Source organism: Isoptericola sp. NPDC056605 (assembly GCF_042792795.1).
Lineage (GTDB): Bacteria > Actinomycetota > Actinomycetes > Actinomycetales > Cellulomonadaceae > Isoptericola.
Genome location: NZ_JBHTVT010000002.1, coordinates 261,579 through 281,954, shown reverse-complemented (window position 1 = coordinate 281,954; position 20,376 = coordinate 261,579). Strand labels below are relative to the sequence as shown.

The following is a 20,376-nucleotide window of genomic DNA, read 5'->3' as shown; positions in this document are numbered from 1 at the left end:
GGGGAACCATGAGCAACGACGACCAGCGCATCCCGCCGAGCTTCACGCCGTCCGGCGGCCGGTCCGACCGGCCCAGCGGCTCCGGCGACGCCATCCCCGTGGGCGGCGGCTCCCGGCCCTCGGCCCCGCCCACCGGCGGCCGCGTGGGCCGGCGGGACGACGCCGCCCCGGTCGAGCCGCGCGTGCGCCGCCAGTCGTCGCGCGAGATCCCGACGACGCCGCCCGAGCGGCGCGGCGGCGCCCAGCAGAAGCCCCGGTCGTTCGCGCCCCGCGGATCCTCGGCGTCGGCCCCGGCCTCCCGCGCGCCCCAGTCGCGCGCTCCCCAGGCCCGGCAGGGCTCGGGCACGCGCGTGATGCCCGCGTCGGCCCCGGGCCCGGCGCGCCGCACTCCCCCGCCCGGCAGGGACGGGGGCGCCGCGGCGGCCACCTCCGGGGGCGGCGGGTTCCGCGTGCGCAAGGGCCGCATCGCGGCCCTCGTCCTCGTGCTGCTCCTGGTGCTGCTCCTGGCCTGGCCGATCGGTCTGGTCGTCTGGGCGAACGGCAAGATCCAGCACGTCGACGCCCTGTCCGACGCCAAGGGCACGCCCGGCACCACCTACCTGCTCGCCGGGTCCGACGCGCGCGGCACGGGCAGCGTCGCCGACGACGGCACCGAGGGCGCCCGCACCGACACGATCATGGTGCTCCAGAAGCCGCGGAGCGGGCCCGCCTCCCTCATCTCGATCCCCCGCGACACGTACACGGAGATCCCGGGCCACGACCCGAACAAGATCAACGCCGCGTACTCGTTCGGCGGCGCCCCGCTGCTCGTCGAGACGGTCGAGGGGCTCACGGGCCTGACGATCGACCACTACGTCGAGGTCGGGTTCGGCAGCGTCGAGGAGATCGTCGACGCCGTCGGCGGCGTGGAGCTCTGCTACGACCGCGACGTCGACGACCCGAAGAGCGAACTGACGTGGGAGGCCGGCTGCCACATGGCCGACGGCGAGACCGCGCTCGCGTTCTCCCGCATGCGCTACTCCGACCCGAAGGGCGACATCGGCCGGGCCGAGCGGCAGCAGCAGGTCATCGCCGCCGTCGCCGCGAAGGTCGTCAAGCCCAGCGTGCTGCTCAACCCGGTCAACCAGGTGCAGCTCGTCAACGCCGGTACCGACGCCCTCACCGTGGACGAGAAGACGGGCATCGTCGACCTCGGCCGCCTCGGCCTGGCCTTCAAGGCCGCCACCGGCCCCGAGGGCGTCACCGGCACCCCGCCGATCGCCAACCCGGGGTACGACCCGGGCACCGGCGTCGGCTCGACGGTGCTGCTCGACGAGGACGAGGTCGACCAGTTCTGGGCCGACGTCCGCGACGGCGAGCTGAAGCCCGGCAGCACCGTCGGGGGCATGCCCGGCTGAGGTCGCGGCGGCCCACCGACCGCGGCCGCGAGCACGACGAAGGCCCCGCGAGCCTGCACGGCTCGCGGGGCCTTCTGCGTGCGGCGTCAGGCCGAGAAGCCCGTGCGGCGCGCGCCCTCGCGGGCGGCCCGCAGCTTGTCCCCCTTGGCCCGGGCGACGTCGGCGAGCTCGGCCTGGAACGCGACCATCCGCTCCCGCAGCGCGAGCGACCCGGCGTCCGTGCCCGCGGCGAGGATGCGCGCCGCGAGCAGGCCCGCGTTGCGCGCGCCGCCGATCGAGACGGTCGCGACCGGCACGCCGGCGGGCATCTGCACGATCGACAGCAGCGAGTCCATGCCGTCGAGGTAGCGCAGCGGCACGGGCACCCCGATCACCGGGAGCGGCGTCACCGAGGCGAGCATGCCCGGCAGGTGCGCGGCGCCGCCGGCGCCCGCGACGATCGCGCGCAGCCCCCGCTCGGACGCGGTGCGGCCGTAGTCGATCATCTCGGTCGGCATGCGGTGCGCCGAGACGACGTCGACCTCGACCTCGACGCCCAGCTCGGCCAGCGCGTCGGCGGCGGCCTCCATGACCGGCCAGTCCGAGTCCGACCCCATGACGATGCCGACGGCAGGCGTGCTCATGCGTGCTCCTTGGTGGTGGCGGTGCTCGTGGCGGTCGCCGTGGTGGTGCTCTCTCCGCGCAGCAGCGCGGCCGCGTCGAGGGCGCGACGGCGCACCTCGTCGAGGTCCGAGCCGCTGACGTTGACGTGCCCGAGCTTGCGGCCCGGGCGGATGCCCTTGCCGTACAGGTTGACGCGCGCCTCGGGGAACCGCGCGAGCACGTCGGGCAGCGCGTCGGTGAGGGCGTCGAGGCTCGAGCCGAGCACGTTCGCCATCACGGTCCAGGGGGCGCGGGCGGCGGTGTCGCCGAGCGGCAGGTCGAGCACCGCGCGCAGGTGCTGCTCGAACTGGCTCGTCACCGCGCCGTCGATGGTCCAGTGGCCGGAGTTGTGGGGACGCATCGCGAGCTCGTTGACCCACACCGCGGCCGTGCCGTCGTCCTCCCGGGTCTCGAACAGCTCGACGGCGAGGACGCCCGTGACGCCCAGCCCCTCCGCGACCTCGACGGCGATCCGGCGCGCCTCGGCGTCCACCGCCGGGTCGAGGTCGGGCGCCGGGGCGACCACCTCCGCGCAGACGCCGTCGCGCTGCACCGACTCGACGACCGGCCAGGTCCGCACCTCGCCGGACGGGCGGCGGGCGACGAGCGCCGCGAGCTCGCGCACGAACGGCACCTTCCGCTCCACGAGCAGCGGCGGGGCACCGTCGGCCGCAGCCTGCAACCAGTCCGCGACGTCGTCGGGCGACGACACGACGCGCACGCCCTTGCCGTCGTAGCCGCCGCGGGACGTCTTCACCACGGCCTCGTGCCCGGCCTCGTCCGCGAGGAAGGCGGCGAGCGCGTCGCGCGCGGCGGCCGGGTCGGTCGGCAGCGCGGCCCAGCGCGGGCACGGCAGCCCCAGCTCGGTGAGGCGGCGCCGCATGACGATCTTGTCCTGCGCCTGGACCAGCGCGTCGGGGCCGGGGCGCACGGGCGTGCCGTGGTCGATGAGGTCCTGCAGCAGGGCGTTGGGCACGTGCTCGTGCTCGAACGTGAGCACCGCGGCGGGGGCACGCCCGTCGTCCGGGGCGATGAGGGCACGGATCGCGCCGTCGTCGCTCGCCACGCCGACCGGCGCGTCGGTGACCACCTGCGCGGCCGACGACGCCGGGTCCTCGACCAGCACCCGCAGGCCGACGCCCAGCTCGGCGGCGGCGGGGGCCATCATGCGGGCGAGCTGGCCGCCGCCGACGACGGCGACGACAGGGGCGGCACTGGCAGGGCTGGCTGGGGCTGAGGTGGGTCCGGTCACGGGCACCGAGGATACCGGCCGCCGGTCACCGGCCGTCCGCAGCGGACCGGCCGGCTCAGTCGCCGTGGTGGTGCAGCCAGCCCCGCCGGCGACCGCGCGACGAGATCGTCGTGCCCGGCGGCAGCACCAGGTGCGGGTCGAGCGTGCGCGGCACGCCCGCGAGGAAGAGCGCGAAGACCGGGGGCCGGCGCTGCACGAGGTCGAGCCGACCGCCGTCGGCGGCGGCCAGGTCGCGCGCCAGGGCGAGACCGAGGCCCGTGCTGCCGCCCGTCGTCGTGCCGCGCTCGAAGATGCGGGTGGCGACGTCGTCGGCCACGCCCTCCCCCTCGTCGGAGACCTCGATCGCGACCGCGCCGGTCGTGCCCGACGGGCGCGAGCGCACCGTCGTCGTCCCGTCGCCGTACTTGAGCGAGTTCTCCAGCAGGGTGGCGATGATCTGCGCCAGGGCACCCGGCGTGGCGAGCACCTGCATCCCGTCCGGCACCTCGATGACGAGCCGGCGCCCCGCCCGCTCGAACGTCGGCGCCCACTCCTCCTCCTGCTGGTGCACGACGTCCGCCAGCACCACGGCCTCCGTCGTGCCGCCCTGCGACCGCCTCGACGCGGCGAGCAGGTCGTCGACCACGGTGACGAGCCGCTCGACCTGCTCGAGCGAGATGCGCGCCTCCTCGACGATCTCGGGGTCGTCGGAGGCGAGCGTGATCTCCTCGAGCCGCATCGTGAGCGCGGTCAGCGGCGTGCGCAGCTGGTGCGACGCGTCCTGGGTGAACTGCCGCTCGGCCGCGAGCCGACCGGCGAGCCGGTCGGCCGACCGCGCGAGCTCCGCGGCGACGAGGTCGATCTCCTCGACGCCCGACGGCTCGAGACGCGGGCGCACCTGGCCCGACCCCAGCTGCTCCGCGGACGCCGCGAGGTAGACCAGCGGCGCGGACAGCCGGTTCGCCTGCCACACCGCCACGGCGATGCCGGCCGCGATCGCGACGATGCCCGCGATGATGACGAGCACCACCGTCTGCGCGGACTTCACGTAGGCGCCGATGGCGGACACCGTCATCGACACACCGACGTTCTTGTCGGTGAGCTTCGCCTTGTCGATCGTGGGCGGGGAGACCGGCTCGCCCGCCGTCAGCTGGGTGCCGTCGGGCAGGGTGACGACGACGTACGCCGGCAGGTCGCCCTCGCTGCCCTCGGCCGCGCGCTGCACCGTCGCCTCCTCGACGACGTCGCCCCGCTCGAGGGTGTTGTCGACGCTGCGCGCGAGCGTGTCCACCCGGTTGGTGACGCGCTGCTCCTCGGTGGCCAGGACGTACCGGGCACCGAAGATGCCCAGGGGGACGCCCAGCAGGAGGACGGCGACGGCGACCGCGGAGATGGTCGCCAGCAGGACGCGGCGACGCACGAGGTCAGCCCTGTCCCGTCGGCGTCAGCTCGCGCCGAGCTCGAAGCGGAACCCGAGCCCTCGCACGGTGGAGACGTAGCGCGGGGCGTTGGCGTCGTCGCCGAGCTTGCGGCGCAGCCACGACACGTGCATGTCGAGCGTCTTGGTCGAGCCGACCGGGTCGGAGCCCCAGACGTCGCGCATCAGGGTGTCGCGCACCACGACCGACCCGGCGTTCGCGACCAGCACCTTGAGCAGGTCGAACTCCTTGGTGGTCAGGTGCAGCTCGCGGTCGCCCTGGAACGCGCGGTGGGCGGAGACGTCGACCCGCACGTCCTGGGCGCGCAGCTCCTCGTCCTCGCCCGTCTCGCCGTGCGTGCGTCGCAGCAGCGCCCGGACGCGGGCGAGCAGCTCCGCGAGGCGGAACGGCTTCGTCACGTAGTCGTCGGCGCCCGCGTCGAGCCCGACGACCAGGTCCACCTCGTCCGCGCGGGCGGTGAGCACCAGCACCGGCACGGTCAGGCCGGACCCGCGGATCTCCCGCGCCACGTCCAGGCCGTCCATGTCCGGAAGGCCCAGGTCGAGGACGACGATGTCCGCGTTCCCGGCGTTGTCGACGGCTCCTTGACCAGTTCCTTGCACGATGACGTCGTAACCCTCACGCGTGAGAGCCCGCGCCAAAGGCTCGGCAATAGCCGGGTCGTCCTCGGCCAGCAGTACGTGGGTCATTCCCTCATGCTAGCGGCAACGTCGCTGGTCCTGGACCCCTCCCCACGCCGCGCCGGGGCCAGTCGGGTGTGACATGGAGATGACGCCCCGGCACGTCGTCGTCCACGACGGCGGCACCCGTGCCGTCGTCGACCTGCGACGACGGCCGGTCCCCCTGGGGGACGACGCGCGGCGCCCACGGTCCGCCCCCGGGCGGACGCGGCCGCTCCGGCGCCCACCTACCCTGGCGGACATGAGCTGGATCGAGAGGATGGGGCGCTGGTTCGAGGCGCACCGCTTCGGCGTCGACCTGACGACGACGGTGCTGCTCGCGGGCGTCATGCTCGTCGCGGCCACCGACCTGTACTCCTCCCAGCCCGACCTCGGCCGGGGCGAGTCCATCGCCTGGACCGTCGCTCTCCTCGCCCCGCTCCCGTGGCGGCGGACCCGGCCGGTGGCGTCGGCCGTCGGCGTCTTCGGCGTCGCGCTCGCCCACATCCTCGCCGGCTACCCGATGATCATGCCCGGCGACCTGCTGGTGCTCGTCGCGCTCTGGTCCGTGACCGTCTACGGGCCCACCTGGTCGCACGTCACCGCGATCTGCTCGACGGCGGTCGGGAGCGTGATCGTGCTGCCCGTGGCCGTCGCCGTCCGCGGCGGGCTGGGCGCCTCCGGCGTCGCGGAGATGGTGCCCGTGGGCATCTTCTGCCTCGTCACGGGCCTCGCCGTGTGGGCGTTCGCCCTCGTGCGGCGGTCCCGCCGCGTCACCATGGACGCCTTGCGCGACCGCGCGCACCGCCTGGAGATCGAGCGCGACCAGCAGGCCCGGATCAGCGCCGCCGCCGAGCGCGCCCGCATCGCCCGCGAGATGCACGACATCGTCGCGCACTCCCTGTCCATCGTCGTCGCGCAGGCCGACGGCGGCCGGTACGCCGCGGCGTCCGACCCCGAGGCCGCCGTCCGCGCGCTGGGCACCATCAGCGAGACCGGGCGCACCGCCCTCACCGACATGCGCCGCCTCCTCGGCGTGCTGCGCTCGCAGGACGACGAGGACGCCGCCCGCGACGAGGCGTCGCCCGGCTCGGGGGCGACGCCCGCGCTCACCATCGGCCCCGCGGCCGGCGGCGCACGACCGGCGTCGGCCGCCGCCGACGAGCCGCGCCAGGCGCGCCCCGCGCCGCAGCCCGGCGTCGAGGAGATCGAGGACCTCGTCGCGCAGGCGCGGGACGGCGGGCAGCGCGTGTCGCTGGTGCGCGTCGGCGAGCCGCGCACGCTGCCCGCGGGCATGGGGCTCACCCTGTACCGCGTGTGCCAGGAGTCGCTGACCAACGTGCGCAAGCACGCCGGCCCCGACCCGGCCGTGACGGTCGCGGTGCGCTGGACGACCTCGACCGTCGAGCTCGAGGTGCTCGACGACGGCCGCGGCGCCGCCGCGACGGGGAACGACCCCGGGTTCGGGCTGCGCGGGATGCGCGAACGGGCCAACCTGTACGGCGGCACGCTCGAGACCGGGCCCCGCCGGGGCGGCGGGTTCCGCGTGCACCTCGAGCTGCCGCTGCCCGGGGCGCCGGTGACCGCCCCGCCCGCACCGACCACCACCCAGGAGGACGCATGACCCCGCCCGCCGACGTCGCGCCGCCCGCGCCCGGCCCCACGCCCGGACCCGCGGGGGGCGTCGTGCGCGTCGCGCTGGTCGACGACCAGCAGCTCGTGCGCGCCGGGTTCCGCATGGTCATCGACTCGCAGCCCGACCTGGAGGTCGCGCTCGAGGCCGGGGACGGCGCCCAGGCGCTGCGACTCCTCGCCGACCACCGCGTCGACGTCGTGCTCATGGACGTGCGCATGCCGCACCTCGACGGGCTCACCGCCACCGCCCGCCTCACCGCCGCGCCCGACGCGCCGCGCGTCATCGTGCTCACCACGTTCGACCTGGACGAGTACGTGCTCGAGGCCATCCGGTCGGGGGCGTCGGGGTTCCTGCTCAAGGACGCCCCGCCCGAGGAGATGCTCGCCGCGATCCGCACCGTGCACGCCGGGGACGCCGTCATCGCGCCGTCGTCCACCCGCCGGCTCCTGGAGCACCTGGTCACCGCTCTGCCCGCCGACGAGGCCGCGCCGCAGCGCGACGCGCTCGCCGGCCTCACCGACCGCGAGCGCGAGGTGCTGGTGCTCATGGCCCGCGGCCGGTCCAACACGGAGATCGCCGCCGACCTGTTCGTCGCCGAGGCCACCGTGAAGACGCACGTCGGGCGCATCCTCGCCAAGCTCGACGCCCGCGACCGCGTGCAGGCCGTCGTGACCGCCTACGAGACCGGCCTGGTCCGCCCCGGCTCCTGACCCCCGACCTGTCAGGACGAGCGCGGGGTATAGGCCGCGCCCACCCTGACACGTCCTGGCGCCTACGAGTTGTCAGGATGGGCGCGACGTATACCCCGCACCGGTCCTGACACGTCGCGAGGGTGCAGGTCAGGGACGGTTCAGGGGCCGGTCAGGGTCGGTGTCATACCTGAGGATGACCTGGAAGCACGCGAGGACCCACCCCCGGGCCGATGTCGGCGACCCGGGCCCTCCGTAGCGTCGGTGGTGTCCTGGTCCGAGTGCTCCACGGAGCTCCCGGGCCACCACCCCGAGACACCGGAGAGCTTCCGTGGACACGACCGTGTACGTCCCGATCCCCGACGAGGGCACCGCAGCCCGACCGACCGTCACCCCGGCCGTGCGGGCGCGCGCCCTGACCAAGACGTACGGCCGCGGCGAGGCGCAGGTGCGCGCGCTGGACGGCGTCAACGTCGACTTCACGGCCGGCCGCTTCACCGCGATCATGGGCCCGTCGGGCTCCGGCAAGTCGACCCTCATGCACCTGCTCGCCGGCCTGGACTCGGCCACGAGCGGGCAGTCGTTCATCGGCTCCACCGAGGTGACCGGGCTGAACGACAAGGCCCTCACCGCGCTGCGGCGCACCCGCGTGGGCTTCGTGTTCCAGCAGTTCAACCTGCTGCCGATGTTCACGGCGGAGCAGAACATCACCCTGCCGGTCGAGCTGGCCGGCGGCACCGTCGACAAGCAGTGGCTCGGCACCCTCGTCGACACCCTCGGCCTCGGCAAGCGGCTCACGCACCGCCCCAGCGAGCTGTCCGGCGGCCAGCAGCAGCGCGTCGCCATCGCACGCGCCCTCATCGCCCAGCCCGACGTCGTGTTCGCGGACGAGCCGACCGGCAACCTCGACTCCCGCTCCGGCGCGGAGGTGCTGAGCTTCCTGCGCCGCTCGGTCCGCGAGCTCGGCCGCACGATCATCATGGTCACGCACGACCCGGCGGCCGCCGCGTACGCGGACCGCGTCGTCCTCATCGCCGACGGCAAGATCGCGGGCGACATCACCGACCCGACGCCGGAGTCCGCCCTGGCCGGCCTCGACGCGCTGCGGACGGTGGCCTCGCGATGATCCGCCTCACCCTGTCGCAGATGCGGCGCAGCGCCGGCCGGCTCGCCGCCGCCGGCCTGGCGATCGTCATCGGCACCGCGTTCGTCGCGATCACTCTCGTGGCGGGCAACGTCATCACCCGCACCACCTACGACTCGATCGCCGCCCAGTTCACGGGCGCCGACCTCGTGGTCCGCGGCGTCCCCGCGGACGACGCCGCCCTCGACGCGGTGCGCGGCGCCGACGGCGTGGCGACGGCCGACCCGCAGCTCATGACGTACCAGCAGCTCGAGTCCGGCGGCCGCACCATCTACCAGGGCGTGCTGGCCGAGCCCACGGACACGAGCGTGCTGCCGCTCGAGGTCGCCGACGGCGCGCTGCCCGGGGCCTCCGGCGAGATCGCGCTGCCGGTCGACGTGGCCGAGCGCCTCGATGCGTCCCCGGGCGACACCGTCACCCTCGTGCGCAACGTCCTCGAGGGCGACCAGAGCTCGGAGGAGGACGCCTGGACCGAGGTCCGCGAGCAGCTCACCGTGTCGGGCACGCTCACCGACCCGTTCGGCGCGTACTCGATGCAGGGCGGCGCCGCCGTCGCCCCCGCGTCGGACGTCTCCGGCTGGGAGGCCGACCTCTACGCCCCGGGCGAGGAGGTCCTCGAGCCCACGACCGTGCTCGTCACCCTCGACGACCCCGCCGACGTCGAGCAGGCCCGCACGGCCATCACCGGCGCGCTCACCAACGCGGCCGCGACGTCGGGCGCCGACACCGCGGACCTCAAGGTCGTGACGCCCGAGGAGCACGCCGAGGCGGTCGCCAGCGAGATGACCGGCGGCGAGAACGTCATGTTCACGCTGTTCGTGCTGGTCTTCGCGGCCGTCGCGCTGCTCGTCGCCGCGCTCGTCATCGCGAACACGTTCCAGGTGCTGGTCGCCCAGCGCACCCGCACGCTCGCCCTGCTGCGCTGCGTCGGCGCGGACAAGGGCCAGCTGCGCCGGTCCGTGCTGTTCGAGGCGGCGGTGCTGGGTCTGCTGTCCTCCGCGGTCGGCCTGGTGGCCGGCGTCGGGCTGGCGCAGGCCGCGCTCACGATCGGCCGCGGCATGGACCTGGGCGTCCCGCTGCCGGCGACGGTCACGATCACCCCCGCCGTCGTCCTCATCCCGCTGGCGGTGGGCACCCTCGTGACGCTGGTCGCGGCGCTCTCCCCCGCCCGGGCCGCGACGCGCGTGGCCCCGCTCGAGGCGCTCCGCCCCGCCGACGCGCCGTCGGCGGCCCGCGGCGCCGGCCGCGTGCGCCTGGTGCTGTCGATCCTCGTCTCCGTGATCGGCTTCGCCCTGCTGGGCGGCGGCGTCGCGCTGAGCACGGTCGGCCAGGAGCCCACCACCGGACTCCTGGTCGCCCTCGCGGGTGGTGTCCTGTCCTTCGTCGGCGTACTCGTGGGCGCGGTGTTCTGGCTGCCCCGCGTGGTGGCGCTCGCCGGTCGCCTGGTCGGGGCGTCGGGCCCGACGGCGCGGCTCGCGGCCGCGAACACGCTGCGCAACCCGCGCCGCACCGCGGCGACGTCCACCGCCCTGCTCATCGGCGTCACCCTCGTCGGGATGATGTCGACGGGCGCCGCGAGCGCCCGCGTGACGATGGACTCCGAGCTCGACTCTCGCTACCCGGTCGACGTCACCGTCTCGACCGACCTGTCCAGCGACCCGACGAGCGTCGCCGCCGGCGACTCCGCCGTGACCCCCGTCCCGTCGGCGCTCGCCGGCACCGTGGGCGACGTCACCGGCGTCTCCCGCGTCGTCGAGACCCCGGCCACGGCCGCCACGGTCACCGGCGACGGCGTGGACGAGGGCCTCGCCCTCACGGTCCGGGGCGTGACGCCGGACGACGCGGCGTCGGTGATGCGCAGCACGGAGACGGTCGCGCCGCTCGCGAAGGGCACGGTCGTCGTGCCCGAGGACGTCGCCGACGTCTGGGGGGTCGACGACGGCCAGACCCTCACGCTCACCGGCCCGGACGGGTCGCTCGACGTGACGGCCGCGGTCACCGACCTCGCCGACGGCAGCCTGGTCGTGGTGCCGGACGACCTGTCCGCCCTCGACCCCGACGCCCCGGTGACCAGCCTGTGGGTGGGTCTCGACGACCCGTCCGACGCGGCCTCCGTGGTGCCGTCGATCCAGGACGCCGTGGCCGACACCGAGGCGCCCGCCGACGTCATGGGCGCGGCGGTCGAGCGCGCCGGCTTCCAGCAGGTGATCGACACCGCGCTGGGGATCGTCGTGGGCCTGCTCGCGGCGGCGGTCGTGATCGCGCTGATCGGCGTGGCGAACACGCTGTCGCTGTCGGTCATCGAGCGACGCCGGGAGTCCGCCACGCTGCGGGCGATCGGCCTGTCGAAGGGCCAGCTGCGCGGCATGCTCGCCGTCGAGGGCCTGCTCATCGCGCTGGTGGGCGCCGTGCTGGGCGTGCTGCTCGGCCTGGTCTACGGCTGGGCCGGCGCCGCGGCGGCGCTCGGCTGGGCGGGCACGCCCGTCATCGTGGTCCCGTGGCGCGACGTGCTGGTGATGCTCGTCGTGGCCGCCGTGGCGGGGCTGGTGGCGTCCGTCGCCCCCGCCCGCACGGCGGTGAAGACCTCGCCGGTGGAGGCGCTGGCGAGCGAGTAGCGGGAGTTGTCCACAGGCCGTCCGCGACGGCCGTCCCGGGCGGGCACCCTGGAGGTCATGTCGACCTCCGCGGTGCCCGCCCTCGTCGTCCCCGCGCCCGGCCTCCGCCGGGGGCGGGCGGGCGACGTCCGCGTCACCGTGCGCCCGGGAGAGGACGTGCTCCTGCCCGCGGGGCTGCCGTTCGGCGCGTGCCGGGCCGGGCTCGCCGACCTGCTGCGCCGGCCCGAGCTGCGGCACGTCCCGGTGCGCGCCGGCGGCGTCCTCGTGTCCGACGACGACGTCGTCGGGCACCGCCCGCTCCTGCCCGGGGCCGTCGTCGCCCTGCGCGACGACACCGCCCGCCCGGCGGCCGCGATCCTCGACGGGCCGTGGCTCGCCGCCCGCGCCGACGGCCCCGCCGCCGGGGCGACCGTCGCCCTCTCACCGGGCACGTCGACGGCGCTGCCCGACGACGCCGGCCCGCCTCCCGAGCACGGCGTCGTGGTGCGCGCGGACCCTCGGCGGCCGGACCGTGTCACCGTGCGGCGCACCCGTCGCGGCACGGGCAGGACGGCGTCCCCGGGCGCGAGGAGCGGTACGCCACCGTCCGGCGACGGGCGTGCCCGCGGGCCGCGCCCGACCGCGCGGCTCGTCCGCGGGACGGGCCCGGCGCGACGGCGTCCGCGGGCGGTGGGGCGTCGGCCGCGCCGCTGGCGCCCCGGCGGCGTGCTCGAGGTGACCGGACCGCACGGGACGCGCTCGTGGACGCTGCACCGCTCGGGCACCGTGGCGGCCTGGCTCGACGCCACCCCCGGCCGTGCCGAGGCCGCCGAGGGCGCGTCGCCGTCCGGGCCCGGCGCCGGGATGCTCGCCACCGCGGCGCTGCCCGTCGTGGGCTCGCTGGTCCTCGCCGCGGTGCTGCGGCAGCCGGCCTACGCGCTGTTCTCCCTGCTCGGAGTCGCGACCCTCGTGCCCCAGCTCCTCGCCGCGCGACGGCGGCGCCGCGGCGGGGCCGGCGCGTCGCCCACCCCGGGCGGCCCGGCCGCCGCCCACGTGCCCGGTGGAGCGCCGGAGCCCGGTGCGGCGCCGCCCCGCGTCGTGGGCGAGGCCCCCGGTCCCCTGCTCGCCCGGCTGGTCGCGGCCCACCAGGCGTCCGACGGCGCGTGGGACGACGCGTGCGCGCGGGCCGCGTCCCGGGCCCGCGCCGGCGGCCCCCTCGCGGGGACGACACCCCGGGGCGCCGGCGCCGGGACCTCCGGTCGTGGACGCCGGGCGGGAGGGGTGGCGGCCGGTGCGCTCGCCCGGCTGGTCCCCGACGGCTCGGTCGCCGTGGTGGGGCCGCGCGCGGAGGTGCTCGCGGCCGCACGGTCGGTGGTCGCCGAGCTCGCCGCGGCGGGCGCGGCGGTGGAGGTCGTCGGGGCGCTCGACGCCTGGTCGTGGTGCCGCTGGCTGCCGACCGCCGGCCCGCCCCTGCTCGTCGTCGACGTGCCCGACGTGTCCGACCTCGCCGCGGTCGGGCGACCCGACGACGTGCTCGCGCGAGGCGGCGCCGTGCTGCTGTGCCTGCCCGACGGGGCGCCCGTGCCGTCGTGGTGCCGCACGACGTGGCGGGTGCGCGCGGGCAGGGTCCGGAGGGCCGCGCCCGACGGCTCGGCCACGGCCGGCCCGCTCGTCGGCGTCGACCCGGCCTGGGCGGAGCAGGCCGCGCGGCTCGTCGCGGGCCTGGCGGGCCTGCGACGGTCACTGGGCGCGCTGGACTCGGCGGACGGTCACGACGACGTGGTCGGGCCCGGCGACGACGGCGACCCGACCGACCCGCGGCTCCCGGCCGCCGTCCCGCTGGTCGACCTGTTCGCAGGCCGGCCCGACCCCGGCCCCGCCTGGGACACCGCCGCCGGCTGGGCCGTGCCGCTCGGGCGTGACGCCCGCGGCCGCCCCGTGACCTTCGACCTGGTGGCGGACGGCCCCCACCTGCTGGTCGCCGGCACGACGGGAGCGGGCAAGTCCGAGCTGCTGCAGTCGCTCGTGCTGGGGCTCGCGGCGCGGCGGTCCCCGCGCGACGTCGCGCTCGCGCTCGTCGACTTCAAGGGCGGCGCGTCGTTCGGCGCGTGCGGGCGGCTGCCGCACGTCGTCGGCCAGGTCACGGACCTCGACCCCGGGCTCGCGGGACGCGCCCTGGCCGGTCTGCGGGCGGAGCTGCGCCGGCGTGAGCGCGTCCTCGCCCGGCACGGGGTCGCGGACCTCGCCGCCCTGCCCCCGGGGCTGCCCGACGCCCCGCCGCGGCTGGTCGTGGTGGTGGACGAGTTCCGCGCCCTCGCCGACGACCTGCCGGACTTCCTGCCCGGCCTGCTGCGCGTGGCGGCGCAGGGGCGCTCCCTGGGCGTGCACCTCGTGCTCGCGACGCAACGGCCCGCGGGCGCCGTGAGCGCCGACGTGCGGGCCAACGTCTCGGCGCGGCTCGCGCTGCGGGTCGTGGACGCCGCGGACTCGCTCGACGTGGTCGAGACGCCCGCGGCCGCCCGGATCCTGCCGGGCACGCCGGGGCGCGCCGTCCTGCGCCGCGGGGCCGAACCCCCGGTGGCGCTCCAGTGCGCCCACGCCGCGGGGCACCCCACGACGCCCGAGGGCCGGGTGCGCCACGCCCCGGCCTGGGGGACGCCGCCCGCGGCCGCACCGTCGGGGCCGGACCCGCACGAGCGCCTCGCGGAGGCCGGCGCGCGGTCGTGCTGCGTCGGCACGCTCGTCGACGCCTGCGTGGACGCCGCCGCCGCGCGCGGACTCCGCCCGGGCGCCCCGCCGTGGCTGCCCCCGCTGCCCGGCCGCGTCCGGGCGCGGGACCTCCCCGAGGTCGACGACGACTCCGCCGGCCTCCGCCTCGCGCTCGGCGACGACCCCGACCGCCAGCGCCGTACCGTCGTGCGCTGGGACCCGGACACGGGGCACCTGGGCGTCGTGGGACGGGCGCGCTCGGGCAGGACGACGACGCTCCTGACGCTGGCGGGGGCGGCGCTGGACGAGGGCTGGCACGTGCACGTGCTGGCACCGGCCGCCGCGCTCCCCCGGTACACCGCCCTCACGGGGCACCCGGGCCTCGGCACCCTCGCCGGCCCCGCGTCGCCCCGGCGCGCGGCACGGCTGCTGCGCCTGCTGGCGGCGGACGCGGTGCCCGCACGGCCGCGGACGCTCGTCGTGGTCGACGGCGTCGAGGAGCTGCGCACCGCGCTCGCCGGGCCGGACCCGTGGGACCCGCTGGTGCGCGCGCTGGCCGCCGTCGGCGTCGCGTTCGCGCTCGCGTCCGACGGCGCGACCCTCGGCGGGCTCGCCGCGCGGGTCGGGCCGCGGCTGGTGCTGCTCGGCAGCGAGGCGCACGCCGACGTGCTCCTCGGCGCGCCGTCGGGGCTGGCCGGACGCGGCGGGCTCGCGGGTCGCGCCGCGTGGCTCGCGCGCGAGCCGGTCCTGTGCCAGGTCCTGCTGCCGGGCGAACCGTCCGTCCCGGACGCCGGTCCCGGCGGCCGCACGGAACGCGCGACCCCTGCGCCGCTGCGGGTCCGGCCGTTGCCCACGACGGTCGAGGAGGCCGATCTGGCCCCGGCGCCCGGGCGCGGGCCCCGCCACCGCGCCGCCGACCCGCCCGACGGCGGCGCGCTCCTCGTCCCGGTCGGGATCGGGGGCGACGCGGCAGCCCCGGTCGCGCTCGACGTCGCGCAGGGAGCCCTCGTCACCGGACCGCGCGCCAGCGGCCGCACGACCGTCCTGCGCCTCGTCGTCCGACGGCTGGCGGCGGCGGGACGGCTGGCCGGCGTGGTCTCGCGGGACGCCGCACTGCGCCGCGACGCCGGCGACGCGCCGGCCGTGGCGCCGTCGCCGGCGTCCTTGCCCGGACTCCTCGACGGGCTTCAGGACGGGCTGACGGGCCGCGCGACCGGCGAAGGGCTCGTCGACCACGCCGCCGTCACGCACCGGGGTCACGACGTGCTCGTGGTGGACGACCTCGACGTCCTCGCCCAGCAGCACCCGCTCGAGGCGGAACGGATCGCCGCGCTGACCGACGGCACCGGCCTCGCGCTCGTGACGGCGGCGAGCTCGACGGGGACGGCGCTGGCGCACCGGGGCGCCCTCGCCGAGCTCCGCGCGCGGCGCACCGGGGTGGTGCTGCACCCGGGCGAGCGCGGGGCGGACGACCTGTGGGGCGTCCCGCTCGCGGACGCCGTCGACCCCGGACCGGCTCGTGCGGGGCGCGGCGCGCTCGTGGAGGCGGGGCGGGTACGGGTCGTGCAGGTGGCCAGGCCGGCGGACGCGGACCCGGCCCCGGCGGTCTCAGCCGGACGTCGACTCGACGACCCGGCGCGACATCACCGCGACGAGCACCGTGGCGGCGACGAGCAGCAGGCCGAGGCCGGCGAGCACCGCCCAGAGCACGCCCGCGGTGAGCAGGCTGACGCCGACGAGGCCCTGCATGATCTGCCACACCACGATGGGCGCCCGGCCGCCGTGACGCCCCGCCCACAGGGCTCGGCTGGACCCGACGAGCAGCCACGCGAGCCCGAGGAAGAAGAGCACGAGGAACACGCTCACGGCTACGCTGTGAGAGGCGCCGCGGACGAGCTCGACCCCGACCAGCAGGGCCCCGCCCACGAGGAGGACGGCCTCGATCACGACTCCCGCGGCGACGACCTTCAGGCCCGGCGGGCGTGAGCCCTCCGGGACACCGTCGGCGTCGGACGAGGGGGTGACAGAAGCGCGCATGACACGTCAGAATACGTGCGACCTGCGGTTTCACGACAGTGTGATGAAGCACTCACGCTTCACGCAGGAGAAACTTTCACGTAACCCCTTGTGCGGCGCTTCACGAGGTGTGACGCTGGACGGCAGATCAACCCCCACCCACCGGACCCGGTTTGGCGCGCCCTCGCGCGCCCCTCTGACGGACCAGGTCCCCCTGCACCGAGGAGATGACATGGACTGGCGCCACAAGGCCGCCTGCCTCGACGAGGACCCTGAGCTCTTCTTCCCCATCGGCAACACCGGCCCCGCCCTCCTGCAGATCGAGGAGGCCAAGGCCGTGTGCCGTCGCTGCGACGTCGTCGACACGTGCCTGAAGTGGGCCATCGAGTCCGGCCAGGACGCCGGCGTCTGGGGCGGCATGAGCGAGGACGAGCGCCGCGCGCTCAAGCGCCGTACCGCCCGCGCCCGCCGCGCCGGCTGAGCACCTCCGCGAGACGGAGAAGGCTCCCCGCGAGAGGGGGCGGACCGCAGGCCTGCGGTCCGCCCCCTTTCTCGTGCGGGGAGCCTTCTGCGTCTCGCGCGGAGCTTCTCTATCGCGGCGCCTGGCCGTCGCGCAGCTCCAGCTCCAGCACCACCTGGGTGCCGCCGCCCTCGCGCGCCTCCCAGTCGATGGTGCCGCCCAGCTCGTTCGTCACGAGCGTCTGCACGATCTGCGACCCCAGGCCGCTGCGCGACGCGCGGCCGAGGCTCGCGATGCCCTCCGGCATCCCCACGCCGTCGTCGGCGACGACCACGCGCATCGACGCGCCGTCGCGCTGCACGTCGATCTCGACGTTGCCCGACTCCCGGCCGGGGAAGCCGTGCTCGACGGCGTTGGTGACGAGCTCGGTGAGCACGAGCGCGAGCGGGGTCGCGTCCTGGGCGGGCACCATCCCGAACGACCCGGACTGGCGGGTGCGCACCTGCGTGCGCGTCGAGGCGACGTCGGCGGCGAGCCGCAGCGCGCGGCTCAGCATGCCGTCGAGCTCCACGTTCTCGTCGAGGGTCTGCGACAGGGACTCGTGCACCATCGAGATGGTCGCGACCCGGCGCATCGCCTCCTCCAGCGCGGCCCGTGCCTCGGGCACGTCCATCCGGCGGGCCTGCAGCCGCAGCAGCGCGGCCACGGTGGCGAGGTTGTTCTTCACGCGGTGATGGATCTCGCGGATGGTCGCGTCCTTGGTCATGAGCTCGCGCTCACGACGGCGCAGCTCGGACACGTCGCGGCACAGCAGGACCGCGCCGATGCGCTGCCCGTGGTCCGTGAGCGGCAGTGCGCGCAGGGACAGCGCCACGCCCTTGGCCTCGATGTCGGTGCGCCACGGCGCGCGGCCCATGACCACCAGCGGCAGCGACTCGTCCACCGTGTCCTGGTACTGCACGATGTCGGCGGTCACCTCGACCAGCGACTGCCCGACGAGCGGCCCGATGACCCCGAGCCGGTGGAAGCAGGACAGCGCGTTCGGGCTGGCGTAGAGCACCTCGCCCTCGGAGTTGAGGCGGATCAGCCCGTCGCCGACGCGCGGTGCGCCGCGGCGGGGCCCGGTGGCGGCGTTGGTCGCGGGGTACTCGCCGCGCGCGATCATCGCGAGGATGTCGTCGGCCGACTCCACGTAGTTGAGCTCGAGCCGGCTGGGCGTGCGCCCGGACCCCAGGTTGGTCTGCCGCGCGACGACCGCGATCGGCCGCCCGTCGTGCACCACCGGCACCGCCTCCTCGCGGACGGCGTAGGCGCCGAACCAGCGCGGCTCGCGGGAGCGCTGCGCGCGCACCTCCGTCATGGCGGCCGCGAGCTGCGGACGCTGCCCGTCGGGCGCGAACGACCCGACGATGTCGTCGTAGTGCACGGTCGCCCCGGTGGACGGGCGGCACTGGGCGAGCGCGACGAAGCCGCCGTCGGACGTGGGGAGCCACAGCACCAGGTCGGCGAAGGCGAGGTCGGACACGAGCTGCCAGTCGCCCACGAGGAGGTGCAGCCACTCGGCGTCTTCCTCGGAGAGGTCGGCGTTCTGGGCGATGAGGTCACTCATGGCGGACACGCCCACCAGCCTACGGGCGCTCTCCCCCCGCCCCCGCCTCGGTAGGGTGACCTCGTGCACCTGACCGTGGAGCTGACCTACGCGGCGGACGCGGACGCCGTCGTCGCGATGCTCGCCGACGAGGCGTTCATCCGCTGGCGGGCGCTGCGCGGCCCCGGCGGCCGCGTCGAGCAGGCGGACGTGACCGGCAGCCCGGCCGACGGCTTCACCATCGCGGTGCGGCGCACCCTGCCCACGGACCTCATCCCCGCGCAGGTGCGACCGTTCGTCGGCGACCACCTGGAGGTGCGCCAGGCGGAGGTGTGGGAGGCCCCCTCCGGCGGTCTGCGCACCGGGACCATCGCCGTCGAGATCGCCGGGGCACCCGTGCGGGTGACCGGGACGGTGCGCCTCGAGTCGACGGCGGACGGCGGCACGCGCCAGGTGTACGACGGCGAGGTCCGCGCGACGGTTCCCCTGTTCGGCGCCGCGGTGGCCGAGGCCGCCGCCCGGGCGGTCCGCTCGACCCTCGAGGCCGAGGGCGCGGCCGGCCAGGAGTGGCTCGCGGCGTCGACCGGACCGGGTGAAGACGGGTAACGATCCGGACACGCGCTCGGCGCGCAAGCCCCTGACCTGCACAGACGGCGCGCGCTCCGTCACAGAACGGCATCGACGCCCTCAGCGGGCTTGACTTTCGTCACCACCGACGGCCAGCATCATCACCTGGCCGTGGGAGCGCTACCACCATGGAGGTGGGAGCGCTACCAAACCTCCGTCTTTGCCCGACCCAGACAAGGGAGTCACCGTGCTCAGCAGCACCCGACCCACCCGCCGAACCCGTCGCGTCGTCGCGGCGACCGCCGGCGTCGCGACCCTCGCCCTCGCCCTGACCGCCTGCGGCGGCTCGGACGACGGCGACGACGCGGCCTCCGGTGACGAGAAGATCACCCTGACCGTCGCCACCTTCAACCAGTTCGGGTACACCGACGAGCTCCTCGCCTCGTACACCGAGGACCACCCGAACGTCACGGTCAAGCAGGTCACCGCCGCGACGTCCGAGGACGCGCGCAACAACCTCACGACCAAGCTGGCCGCCGGCGGCGAGGGCCTCGCCGACATCGAGGGCATCGAGGTCGACTGGCTGCCCGAGCTGATGCAGTTCCCCGACCTGTTCGAGGACCTGGGCGACCCGGCCCTCGACGGCCGGTGGGTGGACTGGAAGGTCCAGCAGGCCACGACGCCCGACGGCAAGCTCATCGGCTACGGCACGGACATCGGCCCCGAGGCCATCTGCTACCGCGCCGACCTCTTCGAGAAGGCCGGCCTGCCGACCGACCGCGAGGAGGTCGCCGACCTTCTCGGTGGCGCGGACGCCACGTGGGAGGACTACTTCGAGGCCGGCAAGAAGTTCGTCGCCAAGTCGGACTCGGCCTGGTTCGACGGCGCGGTGCCGACGTACCAGGGCATGGTGAACCAGCTCGAGGGCGCCTACGAGGACCCGGCGACGGGTGACCCCAAGGACCTCAAGACCAACCAGGAGATCAAGGACCTGTACGACCAGGTCCTGACCGCGTCCGTGGACGACGACCTGTCCGCGGGCCTCGAGCAGTGGGGCGACGACTGGGTCGCCGGCTTCCAGAACAACGCCTGGGCCACCATGCTCTGCCCGCCGTGGATGACCGCGTCGATCGAGCAGAACGCCGGCGGCGTCGAGGGCTGGGACGTCGCGGACGTCTTCCCGGGCGGCGGCGGCAACTGGGGCGGCTCGTTCCTCACCGTCCCCTCCTCCGGCGACAACGCCGCGGCGGCCAAGGAGCTCGCTGCCTGGCTGACCTCGCCCGAGGTCCAGACCCAGGCGTACGAGAACGCCAACACGTTCCCGTCGCAGCTCGACGCCCAGGCGTCCGACGCCGTGCAGGACTCGACGAACGACTTCTTCAACGACGCTCCGGTCGGCCCGATCTTCTCGGCCCGCGCCCAGGCGATCGAGGGTGCCCCGTTCAAGGGCAAGAACTACTTCGCGATCCACACGGCCGTGCAGAACGCGCTCAACCGCGTGGACCTCAACGGTGACGACGCGGAGAAGAGCTGGCAGGGCGCCCTCGACGAGTACGCCTCGCTCGGGCTCTGACCCCCTGACCAGTCCCTGACCCCCGCCGCACC

The 20,376-nt window shown here is 76.0% G+C and carries 14 protein-coding genes; 9 read left to right on the top strand and 5 right to left on the bottom strand.

Translation table 11 applies throughout. The annotated features are described in order from the left end of the window. The first annotated feature begins 8 nt into the window (after positions 1-8). On the top strand, positions 9-1,397 hold the full coding sequence (locus tag ACFQ8Y_RS04090) for an LCP family protein (RefSeq protein WP_430584680.1): 1,389 nt from the start codon (positions 9-11) through the stop codon (positions 1,395-1,397). Between the two features lie 86 nt (positions 1,398-1,483). On the opposite strand, the gene purE is transcribed toward ACFQ8Y_RS04090, so the two are convergent. From purE to ACFQ8Y_RS04070, 4 genes are read right to left on the bottom strand one after another with little or no spacing between them, the layout of a single operon-like run. Further along, positions 1,484-2,020 carry a 5-(carboxyamino)imidazole ribonucleotide mutase gene (purE, locus tag ACFQ8Y_RS04085; protein WP_430548918.1) on the bottom strand — a complete coding sequence of 179 codons (537 nt, stop codon included), beginning with the start codon at positions 2,018-2,020 and terminating at the stop codon, positions 1,484-1,486. Continuing rightward, the gene (locus ACFQ8Y_RS04080) at positions 2,017-3,291 is read right to left on the bottom strand and encodes a 5-(carboxyamino)imidazole ribonucleotide synthase (RefSeq protein ID WP_430584679.1); all 1,275 of its coding nucleotides are present in this window, start codon (positions 3,289-3,291) and stop codon (positions 2,017-2,019) included. The genes purE and ACFQ8Y_RS04080 overlap by 4 nt, the downstream gene beginning before the upstream one ends. Before the next feature lie 55 nt (positions 3,292-3,346). Continuing rightward, entirely contained in the window at positions 3,347-4,690 is a 1,344-nt protein-coding gene (locus ACFQ8Y_RS04075; RefSeq protein ID WP_430548916.1) for an ATP-binding protein, read from the bottom strand. A gap of 24 nt (positions 4,691-4,714) precedes the next feature. Continuing rightward, positions 4,715-5,398: a response regulator transcription factor gene (locus ACFQ8Y_RS04070; protein ID WP_079569979.1), complete on the bottom strand. Its 684-nt coding sequence runs from the start codon at positions 5,396-5,398 to the stop codon at positions 4,715-4,717. A gap of 232 nt (positions 5,399-5,630) precedes the next feature. On the opposite strand from ACFQ8Y_RS04070, the gene ACFQ8Y_RS04065 reads away from it, so the two are divergent. The 6 genes from ACFQ8Y_RS04065 to ACFQ8Y_RS04040 all read left to right on the top strand — a co-directional run bounded on the left by ACFQ8Y_RS04065 (position 5,631) and on the right by ACFQ8Y_RS04040 (position 16,637). After that, positions 5,631-6,992 (top strand): sensor histidine kinase, encoded by a 1,362-nt coding sequence (locus ACFQ8Y_RS04065; protein ID WP_430584678.1) that lies wholly within the window; start codon positions 5,631-5,633, stop codon positions 6,990-6,992. Beyond that, the gene (locus ACFQ8Y_RS04060) at positions 6,989-7,714 is read left to right on the top strand and encodes a response regulator (protein WP_430548914.1); all 726 of its coding nucleotides are present in this window, start codon (positions 6,989-6,991) and stop codon (positions 7,712-7,714) included. The genes ACFQ8Y_RS04065 and ACFQ8Y_RS04060 overlap by 4 nt, the downstream gene beginning before the upstream one ends. A gap of 310 nt (positions 7,715-8,024) precedes the next feature. Next, the gene (locus tag ACFQ8Y_RS04055; RefSeq protein WP_430584677.1) at positions 8,025-8,819 is read left to right on the top strand and encodes an ABC transporter ATP-binding protein; all 795 of its coding nucleotides are present in this window, start codon (positions 8,025-8,027) and stop codon (positions 8,817-8,819) included. Further along, positions 8,816-11,452, top strand: coding sequence for an ABC transporter permease (locus ACFQ8Y_RS04050; protein ID WP_430584676.1), 2,637 nt, complete (start codon positions 8,816-8,818; stop codon positions 11,450-11,452). Before ACFQ8Y_RS04055 ends, ACFQ8Y_RS04050 begins: the two co-directional genes overlap by 4 nt. A 57-nt stretch (positions 11,453-11,509) precedes the next feature. Then, the gene (locus tag ACFQ8Y_RS04045) at positions 11,510-16,126 is read left to right on the top strand and encodes an FtsK/SpoIIIE domain-containing protein (protein WP_430584675.1); all 4,617 of its coding nucleotides are present in this window, start codon (positions 11,510-11,512) and stop codon (positions 16,124-16,126) included. 262 nt (positions 16,127-16,388) lie between these two features. Next, positions 16,389-16,637 (top strand): WhiB family transcriptional regulator, encoded by a 249-nt coding sequence (locus tag ACFQ8Y_RS04040; protein ID WP_166849954.1) that lies wholly within the window; start codon positions 16,389-16,391, stop codon positions 16,635-16,637. A gap of 109 nt (positions 16,638-16,746) precedes the next feature. On the opposite strand, the gene ACFQ8Y_RS04035 is transcribed toward ACFQ8Y_RS04040, so the two are convergent. Beyond that, positions 16,747-18,225 carry a sensor histidine kinase gene (locus tag ACFQ8Y_RS04035; RefSeq protein WP_430549037.1) on the bottom strand — a complete coding sequence of 493 codons (1,479 nt, stop codon included), beginning with the start codon at positions 18,223-18,225 and terminating at the stop codon, positions 16,747-16,749. Between the two features lie 63 nt (positions 18,226-18,288). Here ACFQ8Y_RS04035 and ACFQ8Y_RS04030 point away from each other — a divergent pair, with 63 nt between their 5' ends. Next, complete coding sequence (locus ACFQ8Y_RS04030; protein ID WP_430548910.1) at positions 18,289-18,810, top strand: DUF2505 domain-containing protein; 522 nt, start codon at positions 18,289-18,291, stop codon at positions 18,808-18,810. Positions 18,811-19,018: 208 nt separating this feature from the next. Next, on the top strand, positions 19,019-20,344 hold the full coding sequence (locus ACFQ8Y_RS04025; RefSeq protein WP_430548909.1) for an ABC transporter substrate-binding protein: 1,326 nt from the start codon (positions 19,019-19,021) through the stop codon (positions 20,342-20,344). Positions 20,345-20,376 lie beyond the last annotated feature (32 nt).

Coding starts and splice junctions, on each gene's coding strand:
- ACFQ8Y_RS04070 (WP_079569979.1), bottom strand. CDS start 5,398: ATGACCCACGTACTGCTGGCCGAGGACGACCCGGCTATTGCCGAGCCT.
- ACFQ8Y_RS04040 (WP_166849954.1), top strand. CDS start 16,389: ATGGACTGGCGCCACAAGGCCGCCTGCCTCGACGAGGACCCTGAGCTC.
- ACFQ8Y_RS04065 (WP_430584678.1), top strand. CDS start 5,631: ATGAGCTGGATCGAGAGGATGGGGCGCTGGTTCGAGGCGCACCGCTTC.
- ACFQ8Y_RS04060 (WP_430548914.1), top strand. CDS start 6,989: ATGACCCCGCCCGCCGACGTCGCGCCGCCCGCGCCCGGCCCCACGCCC.
- ACFQ8Y_RS04035 (WP_430549037.1), bottom strand. CDS start 18,225: ATGAGTGACCTCATCGCCCAGAACGCCGACCTCTCCGAGGAAGACGCC.
- ACFQ8Y_RS04090 (WP_430584680.1), top strand. CDS start 9: ATGAGCAACGACGACCAGCGCATCCCGCCGAGCTTCACGCCGTCCGGC.
- purE (WP_430548918.1), bottom strand. CDS start 2,020: ATGAGCACGCCTGCCGTCGGCATCGTCATGGGGTCGGACTCGGACTGG.
- ACFQ8Y_RS04050 (WP_430584676.1), top strand. CDS start 8,816: ATGATCCGCCTCACCCTGTCGCAGATGCGGCGCAGCGCCGGCCGGCTC.
- ACFQ8Y_RS04045 (WP_430584675.1), top strand. CDS start 11,510: ATGTCGACCTCCGCGGTGCCCGCCCTCGTCGTCCCCGCGCCCGGCCTC.